Raw genomic sequence first — 12,031 nt, 5'->3', positions numbered from 1 at the left:
GCCAAATCGCCTCGCCGTCACTCGGGGTGCGCCCTTTCCGTGTTTCGGCGCTCGACCTCACGCGCCAAGTCGTCCAGCGCCACCGAAACGACCGTTGCCTCGGCCTTGCGGCGTAGTGCTGTGATGATCGGAATGCCGGGATCCACGTTCAACGTGTACGTGACGGTGCACCCCTGAGCCGTCGGCACGATGCGGTACGAACCCTCCAGGCTCCGTAGCTGCTGCGCCGCGACGAGTGTCCACGCGACCTCCGCTTCCGGGCCCCGCCTCGTCACGCGGTAGCGCAGCCGGAGGACGTCCTTGAGCAGCCCGGCGTCCATCCTCAGCTCTGCGTCGCTCGGCATGCCCGCCGCATCCAACGCGAACACCTCGGCCCGTGTGATCTGCGATGTCCACCTCGGGTAGGCCTCGATGTCGACGACGGTGGCCAGCACCGTCTCCGGATCTGCTGACATCACCCGAGTCGCGTTCGTGTGCTCACCCATGTCGCGACAGTAGGGCATGCGCGCGGAACCTTTCGAGCAAGCCGCTAGGCTGGGCGCGGCCTTCGGACGTCAGTCCACCCCGCCACCCCACGCCTCAGACGAAAGGTCGCCATGCAGGAGAGCTGCGAACCTCTGCTCGTTCCCGTCCGCGCGGAAGCGAGTCTTCCGCAGTTGCTCACGACGAACGCGACGCAGCGTGGCGACAAGGTCGGCTACGCCGTGCGCGAGGGGGCCACGTGGCGTGAGATCACCCACCGCGAGTTCCTCGCCGAGGTGGAGCAGTTGGCCAAGGGCTTCATGGCGTCGGGCGTGCGACCGGGCGACCGTGTCGCCCTCATGAGCCACACCCGCTACGAGTGGACACTCGTCGACCTCGCACTGCTCACTGCCGGCGCCGTCGTCGTGCCGGTGTACGAGACGTCGTCGGCCGACCAGATCTCCTGGATCCTTCGCGACTCCGGCTCGATCGCCGCCATCGTCGAGGACGTCGACATGGCCCGCAGCATCGCCACGGTCCGCGACGAGTGCCCGGCCCTGCGTGACGTCTGGCAGATCGACGGCGGACACCTCGACGAGTTGCGTCAGGGTGCCGGCGATGTCAGTGATGCCGAGATGCGCGCACGACGCGACAGCCTCGACGCCGAGAGCATGGCGACGATCATCTACACCTCCGGCACGACCGGCCGCCCGAAGGGCTGCGTGCTGACGCACGGCAACTTCGTTGCGCTGTCGCAGAACGCCCTGGCCCGGATGGACGCGCTCGTCAATGGCGAGGACAACAACGGGACGATGCTGTTCCTGCCGCTCGCGCACGTCTTCGCGCGCCTCATCCAGTACGTGGCGATCGCTTCCGGAACCCGTTTGGGGCACACGTCGATGACCACCCTCGTCGACGACCTCGGGACCTACCGCCCCTCGTACCTGCTCGCGGTGCCGCGGGTGTTCGAGAAGGTGTTCGCCGCGTCGCGTCAGCGCGCAGTCTCTGACGGCAAGGGTCGCGTGTTCGACACCGCCGCCGATGTCGCGACGAAGCACAGCCAGGCCACGAACGCGGGACGGCGCCCGTCGTTGCTCCTTCGGGCCAAGCACGCGGTCTTCGACCGTCTCGTCTACGCGAAGCTGCGCGCGGCGTTCGGCGGCGAGCTCCGGTACTCGATCTCCGGTGGCGCGCCTTTGGACGCCTCCCTCGCCCACTTCTACAACGGGATCGGCCTTCCCGTTCTTGAGGGCTACGGCCTGACGGAGACGACAGCACCGGCGTCGGTCAACCCGCCGGAGCGACTCAAGATCGGCACCGTCGGCCCGGCATGCCCTGGCGTCTGCCTGCGGATCGCCGAGGACGGCGAGGTGCTCGTCAAGGGCATCAACGTCTTCCGCGAGTACTTGGGCAACCCTGACGCGACCGCAGAGGCGAAGGTCGACGGGTGGTTCCGCACGGGCGATCTCGGCTCGCTCGACGAGGAGGGTTACCTCACGATCACCGGCCGCAAGAAGGACCTCATCGTGACCGCGGGCGGCAAGAACGTCAGCCCGTCGCGCCTCGAGGACGCCCTGCGCTCCGGTTCCCTCGTGGCCGAAGCCGTCGTCGTCGGTGACGGCCGCCCGTTCATCGCGGCGCTGCTCACCCTCGACGAGGAGGCGCTGCCGGCGTGGGCGAACGAGCACGGCGTCGCCGACCTCGACCCCGAGCAGGCACGCACGCGCCCCGAGGTACTCGAAGAGCTGCAGGCTGCGGTCGACAAGGCCAACCAACTCGTGTCGCGCGCGGAGTCGATCCGCAAGTTCACGGTGTTGCCGGAACACCTCACGGAGGCTTCGGGGCACCTCACACCGTCGCTCAAGGTGAAGCGTCACGTCGTGCTCAAGGACTTCGCCGAGCAGGTCGACGAGCTCTACGCCTGAGCACGCCGCGGAGGTTCGCGCCTCAGCTACCGGAGTTCAGCGCCCGATCCAGCCATGCGGCGAACGACTGGGCACTGTCGGGGAGGAGTTGTCGGGCCGATGAGCTGGCGTGCTCCTCGTCCGAGCGCGACTGCACGAGGCGCTTGAGCGCCGGCGCACCCGCGACGTCGGCCAGGTAGGTGACGTAGGCCGCGGACCACTCGTACCCCAGGCGGGCATCACGCTGGAACTGCTGCGCCGGCGGTGGACCGGTGAAGTGTTCCTGCCGCGCGTTGTGGGCTGCCGCAAGATTCGGCCAACGCGCGGGGAGCCTCGGCGCCTGATCGGGGGTTGCGGTCCACTCCGCAGCACCCTCCTTGAGCCAAAGCGCTGTGCGATCGGAACCGAAGTGCCGCAACCGCACGTGCGCCAGTTCGTGGGCAATGACGACCTGTCGCCCGATGTCGGTCAGCGATCTCGCCGCGCTGGGCGAGACGAGCACGCGCCCGTCGCTCGTCGTCACGGCTGCCGTCGAGCCGTCGAGCCCGTCAGCAGCCGCGGCGAAGGTGGCGTCGTCGACGACCGCGACCCTCACGCTCTCCTGGGCCTTACCCCAGATCGTGGCCACGTCGCCTGCCGCACGCTTCACAAGGTCCGCCCACTCCGATGCGCTTCCCTCGGTTACCGACAGGTCGATCGAGCCGAGCGGCGTCTCGAGGCGCATCGCCTGCCTCGACGAACCGCCTCCTGAACCCGACGGCGACTCCGCGTCGCGAGCGTCACCGTCGCCACCAGAGCATGCCGCGGCGAGGACGACGGGCAGCAACCCGATAACGCGGCGGCGGGACGGCATGCGCCAACCCTAGAGGGCGCGTCTCAGACGGCCACCTGAAGACCGAACGGCGCGCGCTCGAGTCGCGCGTCCGCCGCGTCGTGGGCGGACACGAGGCCGGAGGCGCACAGGGTGTCGAGCACCCGGTGGTCCTCGGCCTCCCACTCGGGTTCGCCGAGGGCCGGTTCGGGCAGCCCGAGGAAGGTCGTGACCACGCATGAGTCGCAAGCGCGACCCCGCACCGGGCAGGAGTTGCACGAGATGAGCATGATGCCCCCTTCGGTTGGTTCTCGCGGCCGTTCGCCCATGCGATCGGCTTGTGACGACGACGGTAGGTGCGGGTACCGACAACCCCGCTATTCAGCGGAATTCATCCGATGGCCGGCGCCATCGAGCCTCGAGGAGCAAGGGGTTGTCGGTGCCGGCATCTACCGTGCGGAGCATGGAGATCACGACAGCGCAGACGGGTGTGCAGACGTCGCTCAGTGACCTCGGCACGCCTCTCGTCGACGTGACCTTCGTCGTGGTCGATCTCGAGACGACGGGCGGACGCCCCGAGGCCGAGGGCATCACCGAGATCGGCGCCGTGAAGGTACGCGGCGGCGAGATCCTGGGAGAGTTCGCCACGCTGGTCGACCCCGGCCATGAGATCCCCGTCCAGATCCAGCGCCTCACCGGCATCACGACGAGCATGGTGTACGACGCCCCACGCATCGCGGGGGTTCTGCCGGCCTTCCTCGAGTTCCTCGGACATGACAGCGTTCTCGTGGCCCACAACGCCGGATTCGACGTCGGCTTTCTCAAAGCTGCGTGCGCCGGCCACGCCATCGACTGGCCCGCCCCCGACGTCGTCGACACCGTGAAGCTCGCTCGCGCCCTCGTCCCACGCGACGAGGTGCGCAACCACCGCCTCGGAACCCTGGCCGCACACTTCGGTGCTCACACGACTCCCAATCACCGCGCTCTCGCCGACGCGCGAGCCACGGTCGACGTGCTGCACGCCCTTCTCGCCCGAGCCGGCTCACTCGGCGTGACGTCCCGCGAGGATCTCCTCGTCTTCGGCGCCAAGGTGCCCGCTGCGCGTCGCCGTCGCGCGACGATGGCCGACGGCCTACCCGAGGCGCCGGGCGTCTATGTCTTCAAGGACGAGCAGGGCGTTCCACTCTACGTCGGCACCTCGGGAAACATTAAACGTCGAGTCAAGAGTTACTTCACGGCATCTGAGAAGCGGCGCGGAATGGGCCTCATGGTCGACCTCGCGCACACCGTCACGCCCATCCCCTGCGCCACCGCGCTCGAAGCTCATGTGCGCGAGATCCGATTGATCGCAGAGTTCCGCCCTCGCTTCAATCGGCGCGCCGCCCGGCCCGAGAAGGCCGCATGGCTCAAGGTCACCGACGAGCGCTTCCCCCGCTTGTCCGTCGTCCGTTCCCGACGCGACGACGAGGCCCTCTACGTGGGCCCGTTCCGATCGAAGACCGCGGCCGGCGCCGCGCGTGACGCCATCCACGACGTGCGCCGGATCCGCCAGTGCACTCAACCGATTTCGAGCAAGGGCGCGCCCCCGTGCGTTCTCGCCGAGATCGACCGATGCGACGCCCCCTGCCTCGGCGAACTCACACCGGAGGCCTACGCGCCGATCGTGACGGCGCTGCGCCAGGAGCTCGAGTCCGGCACTTCGACGCTCGTCTCCGATCTCGAAGGACGTCTCGCTCGCCTGGCCACGGACGAACGCTTCGAAGATGCCCGCGCCACGCGCGACGCCCTCGTGGAGATGCTGCGCGGCGCCGATCGTCACCAGCGGCGCGCCCCGCTCGTCGAGAACCCCCACTTCGTCGCTGCCCGGCCACGCGCCGGCGGAGGCTGGGAGTTCGCGGTCGTCCGCTACGGACGGCTCGCGGGGTCGGCACACGCGAATCGCGGGGAGGACCCGCGCCCCGTCATCGAGTCACTCGCCCTCTTCGCCGAAGCGGTGTCGCCCACCGACGAGACACTCCCGGAGGAGACGGACGTCGTGCTGCGCTGGCTCGAGCGCCCCGGAACCCGCGTGGTCGACTCGGATCTCCCGTGGGTCAGCCCCGTGGGCGGTGCCGGCGGCGCCTTGTCACGGCTCGATCCCCTCGTCGAGCGTGCTCGCGAACTCGCGTGGGAGGAAGAGCGCGCTTCGTGAGGGTTCTCAGCCGTCGAGGCCGAGGTCGAAGCCGGCCTCCAGGTCGTGCTTGGAGTGGGTACGGAACGCGAGGTGCGTGTCCGTGCCCGTCACGCCGGCGACCTTGTTGATGCGATCGGAGATGACAGGCGCGAGGTCCTCGTAGGAGGGAACGCGCACCATGGCGATGAGGTCGACGCCGCCTGTCACGGAGTAGACCTCGTCGACGCCGTCGAGATCGGCGAGCTCCGCGGCCACCTCGGGGATGCGGGAGACCTCGGCTTCGATGAGAACAATTGCGGTGATCACGGGTACACCGTAGCCATCGTCAGCGCGACGCCGAGCGGGAACGTTCGACCCAACCGTCGAGAACTCGGGCAGCAGCACCGGAGTCGATGGCCTCTGCGCCCCGGGCGACGCCGGCTCGCACCGCCTCGGCCAGATCGCCACGTCCACCGAAGCGCTCACCGCTCGCCTGCTGCTCCGTCAGGGCCAACGCGAGCCCCGCGTTGAACAGGACGGCGTCACGCACCGGACCGTGATCGCCGGCCAGCAGACGGCGCACGACCTCGGCGTTCTCGTCCGCCTGGCCACCTCGCAAGGCTTCCAGCGGTGCCGTTTCGAGACCGACGTCCTGCGGGCCGAGCACGTGCTCCTCCACCGCGCCGTCGAACACCCACCACACCGTCGAGGTCGCGGCCAAGGTGAGCTCGTCGAGTCCGTCGTCACCGCGGAACACGGCCGCATCCGTGCCTCGCTCGGCGAACACGCCCGCCATGACCGGGGCCATCGCCTTGTTCGCGCACCCGACCGCGGCCACGGCAGGGCGCGCAGGGTTGGTCAGCGGACCCAGGAAGTTGAAGGCCGTCGGAACGGCGAGTTCACGGCGCGTCGTCGCCGCGTGACGCATGGCGGGGTGGAAAAGCTGCGCAAAGAGGAAGGTCATGGGGGCCTCGAGCGCTTCGGCCTGCAGACGCTCGGGCTCCGTCGTGAGATCGACGCCGAGAGCCTCCAGGACGTCCGCGGTGCCCGTCGAGCTGGAACTCGCCCGGTTGCCGTGCTTGGCCACTCGCACCCCGGCGCCGGCACAGACGAGGGACGCCATCGTCGAGATGTTCACCGTGTGTGCCATGTCGCCACCGGTGCCGACGATGTCGAGCGTCGGGCCCGGCACCTCGAGAGCGCGCGCGTGTTCGACCATGACGTCCGCGAGGCCCTGAAGCTCCTGCACGGTCTCGCCCTTGGAGTGAAGAGCCACGAGGAACGCAGCCATCCGGACGGGCGAGACCTCCCCGGACATGATCGCGTCCATGGCCGCACGAGCCTGCTCATAGCTGAGGTCCTCACCTCGCACGAGGTGTGAGACGAGTTGCGGCCACTGCATTGCGATACCTCGCTGGTGTCGGACGACGGGTTCTCCCCAACTCTAGGCCCGCCGCCGACTCACCCTGTGCCGCCTCCCGATGCGCGGAACGACGCGCATCACACCCACAGCTCGAACCCGTGCGAAACCCAGTGCTCTCACAACGGAAGTAACAAAAGTGTGTCTCTTCGGGGGGCCGCGTGCGCGATCGGGGAATGGGCAGGACATAATGTCCGGGTGGCGACCGCAACTACAGCTCAGACGAGCGAACACGGCATCCCCGCCGGGCACGGACCGGCGACCCGACCCAACCTGACTGCCGTTGGCACGATGGTGTGGCTCGGAAGCGAACTCATGTTCTTTGCCGGCTTGTTCGCGATGTACTTCACGATCCGCTCCGTGGCAGGTGACCTGTGGCATGACCGCACGCATCACCTCAATGTCACGTTCGCGGCCATCAACACGACGGTCCTCGTGATCTCGTCCGTGTGGTGTCAGCTCGGCGTGTTCAAGGCCGAGCACGGCATCCCGCACCGCACGGGCAAGCTTCTCGAGGTCGGCAAGTGGGGCATGCGCGAGTGGTACTCCCTCACCTACCTGTTCGGCGCGATCTTCGTGTCCGGCCAGGTGCTGGAGTACTCCGAGCTCCACGAGGCGGGCATCTCGCTCGACAGTGACGCCTACGGTTCGATGTTCTACATCACCACCGGCTTCCACGGCATCCACGTGACCCTGGGTCTCCTGGCCTTCCTGTTGATCATCGGCCGTACCTTCACGTCGAAGAACTACAGCCACCACCAGGCCACGGGCGCCATCGTCACGTCCTACTACTGGCACTTCGTCGATGTCGTCTGGATCGCACTGTTCGCCACCATCTACCTCCTGAAGTAATGCGCCACGAACCGCGCCGCATCATTTCCCCGACCGTCGACAGGATGTTCTCGTGAGCACTCTCGCCGCCCGCCGCCGACACCCGGCTGCCCTGTTCGTCGTGCTGCTTCTCGCCCTCGTGGTGACCGGTGGCCTCTACGCCGCGTTCGCGCCCAAGACCGCCAAGGCTGCCGGCGCCAGCGCCGAGGACGTCAAGGCCGGTAAGCAGCTGTTCCTCTCGAACTGCTCCACCTGCCACGGCACCAACGCCACCGGCACCACCTCCGGCCCGTCGCTCGTCGGCGTCGGCGCTGCGTCGGTCGACTTCCAGGTCGGCACCGGCCGCATGCCGCTCGCGGCTCCGAACACGCAGGCCCAGCGCAACAACGTCCAGTTCTCGGACGAGCAGATCGCGCAGATGGCTGCCTACGTCCAGAGCCTGGGCCCCGGCCCGAGCGTTCCGGAGAAGGAGTACACGACCCCGAACGGCAACGCTGCCAAGGGTGGCGAGCTCTTCCGCGTCAACTGCGCCATGTGCCACAACGCCTCCGGCCAGGGCGGCGCCCTGACGCGAGGCAAGTACGCCCCGACCCTGATGTCGGTCAGCGGCAAGCACATCTACGAGGCCATGGTCACGGGCCCGCAGTCGATGCCGGTGTTCAACGACACCAACCTCTCGCCGCAGGACAAGAAGGACATCATCACCTACCTCAAGCACGTCGAGAACGACCCTGCTGAGGGCGGTCACAACCTCGGTGCTCTCGGCCCGGTGACGGAGGGCATGTTCGCCTGGACGTTCGGTATCGGCCTGTGCATCGGTGTGGCCGTGTGGCTCGGACGTAAGGCGGCCTGATGAAGTTTCCCCGTTTCGGATCTGACTCGTCAGACAGGAATCGCAAGAACATGAATGAATCCGGCGCTTCGGCGCACCCGGGTGAGGGCTCGTCGGACTACGCTCCGGTCAGCCTGAACGACGGGCACATCGAAGGCACGGGCGCACTTCCCGACCGCTTCGAGAACCCCGGCCTCCCGCCGCACGTCCACCGTCTCGGTGACGAGGACCCGGCTGCTGCCAAGCGGTCCGAGCGTCAGGTCGCAACCCTGTTCATCATGTCGATGCTCGCCACGGTGCTGTTCGTCGTGGCCTACTTCGCGATCGACAAGAACTCGGTCATGACGATCCCGTTCGTCGGCCCGACCAAGGCGCTTCACTTCGTTCTCGGCTTCACGCTGGCGCTGTCGCTGCTCGGTATCGGCCTCGGTGCCGTCCACTGGGCGAAGACGCTCATGCCGGACGAAGAGGTCATCGAAGAGCGTCACGAGCTGAAGTCGGACGACGAGGCCTGGGAAGCCGCCGCCAACATCATGACCGGTGGCGCCGAGGCTGCTCAGCTCAAGCGTCGCCCGCTCCTGAAGTGGACGCTCGGTGGCGCGCTCGGCCTGTTCGCCGTGCCGGTCGCCCTCCCCCTCCTCGGTGGCCTGGGTCCGATGCCGAAGCTCGACCTCGTCAAGACGATGTGGGACACGAAGATCAACGGGCGCGGCCGTCGTCTCATGCGTGACCCGGAAGGCACCGCCATCCGCGCGTCCGACGTGACGCTGGGCTCGGTCTTCCACGTCCTGCCCGAGGGTGTCAACGACACCGAGCACCCCCTCAACGAGAAGGCGAAGGCCTCCGTGCTCCTCGTCCGTCTCGACGAGGCCAAGATCAAGTCGGAGCGTCAGCGTCAGTGGGGTGTCGACGGCATCGTCGCCTACTCCAAGATCTGCACGCACGTGGGTTGCCCGGTGGGCCTCTACGAGCAGCAGACGCACCACCTGCTCTGCCCCTGCCACCAGTCCACGTTCGACATGACGGACGACTGCAAGGTCATCTTCGGCCCGGCCAAGCGCCCGCTGCCGCAGCTGAAGATCTCCGTCGACGACGAGGGCTACCTCGTGGCTGACCAGGGCTTCAAGCGCCCGGTCGGACCGAGTTTCTGGGAAGACAACGGGAAGGAACTCAAGTCGTGAGCACCGCTGCTTCCGCGCGCGACTCGCACGCTCCGACGACGCAGCGTCAGGACCCCAAGGGCGGCCTGGCGGGTGTGTCGAACTGGATCGACGAGCGCAGCGGCGCCGCCAAGGGCGTGCGCTTCCTCATGAAGAAGGTCTTCCCGGATCACTGGAGCTTCATGCTCGGTGAGGTCGCGCTGTACTCCTTCATCATCCTGCTCATCACCGGTACGTTCCTCACCTTCTGGTTCGTGCCGTCGATGGGCCACACCACCTACAACGGCTCGTACGTGCCGCTGCAGGGCATCCAGATGTCCGAGGCCTACGCCTCGACCCTCGACATCTCGTTCGACATCCGCGGTGGTCTGCTGATCCGTCAGCTCCACCACTGGGCAGCTCTCCTGTTCGTCGTGTCGATCATGATGCACATGTTCCGCGTGTTCTTCACGGGTGCTTTCCGCAAGCCGCGTGAGATCAACTGGGTCATCGGAACCCTGCTGTTCATGCTGGCCATCATCGAGGGCTTCATGGGCTACTCCCTCCCGGACGACCTCCTGTCCGGTACGGGTATCCGAGCGATGCAGGGCTTCATCCTCTCCACGCCGATCGTCGGTACGTACATCTCGTACGGCCTGTTCGGCGGCGGTTTCCCCGGCGAGATGATCATCCCCCGCTTCTACTCGCTGCACATCCTGCTCATCCCGGCCATCATGGTGGCGCTGCTCGCGGCTCACCTCATCCTGCTCGTCGTGCACAAGCACACGCAGTACCCCGGCCCGGGTCGCACGGACAAGAACGTCGTGGGCTTCCCGCTCATGCCGGTGTACATGGCCAAGGCCGGCGGCTTCTTCTTCATCGTCTTCGGCATCACGGCTCTCATCTCGAGCCTCGTCGGCATCAACGCCATCTGGGCGTACGGTCCGTACGAGCCGACGCAGGTGACCGCCGGTTCGCAGCCTGACTGGTACATGGGCTTCGCCGACGGTGCGCTGCGACTGCTGCCCGGGTTCCTCGAGTTCGTCTTTCTCGGCCACACCTGGAGCATGAACATCTTCCCGGGCTCGATCGCCCTGCTGCCGATCTTCTTCGGCATGATCGCGATCTACCCGTGGATCGAGAACTGGGTCACCGGCGACAAGCGCGAGCACCACGTGCTCGACCGTCCGCGCAACGCTCCGACGCGTACCGCCATCGGTGTGGGCTTCGCGGTGTTCTACGCGGTGCTCATGTTCGCGGCCGGTAACGACATCATGGCGATCAAGCTGCACATGTCGATCAACGACATCACGTACTTGTTCCGCTTCCTCGTGATCTTCGGCCCGATCATCGCCTTCTGGGTGACGAAGCGCATCTGCCTCAGCCTGCAGCGTCACGACCGGGACCTCGTGCTGCACGGCCGTGAGTCGGGTCGCATCGTGCGCACCCCCGAGGGTCGCTTCTTCGAGGCCCACGAGGAGCTCGACGAGTTCACCCGCTGGCGTCTGGTCGGCTACGAGGCTCAGGCCCCGAGCAACATCGACACCTCCGGCCTTGAGGGTAAGGAGCTGAAGAAGGCGAAGCGCCGCAACCGCTGGACCAACTTCTACTTCCGTGACCGCATCGCCCCCATCACGCCTGCCGAGCTCGAAGCGGCTCACCACCACGGTGACCACGACGAGCTTGAGGCTGCGGTCCTCGAGGACGCGAAGTCCGATGAGTTCGTCGGTGAGCTGCACGGTGGCTCCGAGGAGACGGGTCAGCGCTGAGTCAGTTCGCTGCACCACACGAAGGAGGGCCCGATCGGCAACAGCCGATCGGGCCCTCCTTCGTCTGCGATAAGTCTCAGTGGTGTAGACGGGACTGAAGAATGGCGACGGTGAGTTGTTCTGGTGTTCCCGCCACCGTCGTCGAACCGGGAATGGGTTGCCACGCTCCCCCGCCAATCCTGAACTCGCCGGTCAGTGTGACATCGATGCGCGTGTTGACGGCGCCTTTGCGAGCGTAGGTGTGCGTCACCCCGCCTGAGGGGTAGACACCGCCGGGGTCGGGGGTGGGTCCGTGATTCGTTCCGTCGCCGTAGTGGTACGTGTAGAGGGCGCTGGCAGGACGGATGGTCACCGTGTGACCGAGGACCGTCGTCGTGACGCTCTCCCCCGGTGCGAGCCCTTCAGCTCCGAAGGCGGCACGGAAGTAGGTCGGCAGACCAGTCAGAGTCGTGTTGCCGACGGGCCGGATGTCCACGCCCGGCTTCGTGAAGATCTGTGTGGTCCAGGCTTGAGCAGCAGCCTCTTCGGGCGTGTAGGTCGGAACAGCCACCTGGTTGACTGTCTCGCCCTGAGGTGAAGCCGCAGGCACTGTCGGCGACGCGAAGTCGACGCGGGCGTGTCAACTTGTCTGTGTAAGCGGGGTGGTCACAGGTAGGGGTTGATCCGGTCGGGGTAGGCCGCGGCGAGCTGGGCGAGGGCCTGCTTCCAGTT

The 12,031-nt window shown here is 67.2% G+C and carries 12 protein-coding genes; 6 read left to right on the top strand and 6 right to left on the bottom strand.

Annotation, left to right across the window (positions count from 1 at the left end; translation table 11 throughout):
- Positions 1-17: 17 nt before the first annotated feature.
- Positions 18-503 (bottom strand): SRPBCC family protein, encoded by a 486-nt coding sequence (locus tag D1832_RS13835; RefSeq protein ID WP_118914884.1) that lies wholly within the window; start codon positions 501-503, stop codon positions 18-20.
- A 93-nt stretch (positions 504-596) separates the two neighbouring features.
- On the opposite strand from D1832_RS13835, the gene D1832_RS13830 reads away from it, so the two are divergent.
- Positions 597-2,387: an AMP-dependent synthetase/ligase gene (locus tag D1832_RS13830; RefSeq protein WP_118914883.1), complete on the top strand. Its 1,791-nt coding sequence runs from the start codon at positions 597-599 to the stop codon at positions 2,385-2,387.
- A 22-nt stretch (positions 2,388-2,409) separates the two neighbouring features.
- On the opposite strand, the gene D1832_RS13825 is transcribed toward D1832_RS13830, so the two are convergent.
- Both D1832_RS13825 and D1832_RS13820 read right to left on the bottom strand, forming a co-directional pair.
- The gene (locus tag D1832_RS13825) at positions 2,410-3,219 is read right to left on the bottom strand and encodes a hypothetical protein (RefSeq protein WP_147362725.1); all 810 of its coding nucleotides are present in this window, start codon (positions 3,217-3,219) and stop codon (positions 2,410-2,412) included.
- 23 nt (positions 3,220-3,242) lie between these two features.
- Entirely contained in the window at positions 3,243-3,413 is a 171-nt protein-coding gene (locus D1832_RS13820) for a hypothetical protein (RefSeq protein ID WP_182434805.1), read from the bottom strand.
- Between the two features lie 227 nt (positions 3,414-3,640).
- Between D1832_RS13820 and D1832_RS13815 the strand changes: the two genes are divergently transcribed.
- Entirely contained in the window at positions 3,641-5,368 is a 1,728-nt protein-coding gene (locus tag D1832_RS13815) for a DEDD exonuclease domain-containing protein (RefSeq protein ID WP_118914880.1), read from the top strand.
- 6 nt (positions 5,369-5,374) lie between these two features.
- Here D1832_RS13815 and D1832_RS13810 read toward each other — a convergent pair whose 3' ends face one another.
- Positions 5,375-5,656, bottom strand: a complete 282-nt coding sequence (locus tag D1832_RS13810; RefSeq protein WP_118914879.1) for an Lrp/AsnC family transcriptional regulator — start codon at positions 5,654-5,656, stop codon at positions 5,375-5,377.
- A gap of 19 nt (positions 5,657-5,675) precedes the next feature.
- On the bottom strand, positions 5,676-6,731 hold the full coding sequence (trpD, locus tag D1832_RS13805) for an anthranilate phosphoribosyltransferase (protein WP_118914878.1): 1,056 nt from the start codon (positions 6,729-6,731) through the stop codon (positions 5,676-5,678).
- A 216-nt stretch (positions 6,732-6,947) separates the two neighbouring features.
- Between trpD and ctaE the strand changes: the two genes are divergently transcribed.
- The 4 genes from ctaE to qcrB are packed head-to-tail and all read left to right on the top strand — an operon-like array spanning position 6,948 to position 11,320.
- Complete coding sequence (gene ctaE / locus D1832_RS13800) at positions 6,948-7,601, top strand: aa3-type cytochrome oxidase subunit III (protein WP_082128771.1); 654 nt, start codon at positions 6,948-6,950, stop codon at positions 7,599-7,601.
- A gap of 52 nt (positions 7,602-7,653) precedes the next feature.
- Complete coding sequence (gene qcrC, locus D1832_RS13795; RefSeq protein ID WP_118914876.1) at positions 7,654-8,433, top strand: cytochrome bc1 complex diheme cytochrome c subunit; 780 nt, start codon at positions 7,654-7,656, stop codon at positions 8,431-8,433.
- 50 nt (positions 8,434-8,483) lie between these two features.
- Positions 8,484-9,593, top strand: coding sequence for a cytochrome bc1 complex Rieske iron-sulfur subunit (qcrA, locus tag D1832_RS13790; protein WP_118914875.1), 1,110 nt, complete (start codon positions 8,484-8,486; stop codon positions 9,591-9,593).
- Positions 9,590-11,320 carry a cytochrome bc1 complex cytochrome b subunit gene (qcrB, locus tag D1832_RS13785; protein ID WP_118914873.1) on the top strand — a complete coding sequence of 577 codons (1,731 nt, stop codon included), beginning with the start codon at positions 9,590-9,592 and terminating at the stop codon, positions 11,318-11,320. Before qcrA ends, qcrB begins: the two co-directional genes overlap by 4 nt.
- A gap of 76 nt (positions 11,321-11,396) precedes the next feature.
- On the opposite strand, the gene D1832_RS13780 is transcribed toward qcrB, so the two are convergent.
- Entirely contained in the window at positions 11,397-11,870 is a 474-nt protein-coding gene (locus tag D1832_RS13780) for a hypothetical protein (RefSeq protein WP_118914871.1), read from the bottom strand.
- Positions 11,871-12,031 lie beyond the last annotated feature (161 nt).

Source organism: Dermacoccus abyssi (genome assembly GCF_003515945.1).
Taxonomy (GTDB): domain Bacteria; phylum Actinomycetota; class Actinomycetes; order Actinomycetales; family Dermatophilaceae; genus Dermacoccus; species Dermacoccus abyssi.
Note: the sequence above shows the minus strand (reverse complement) of the source record. Positions and strands in the feature narration are given on the sequence as shown.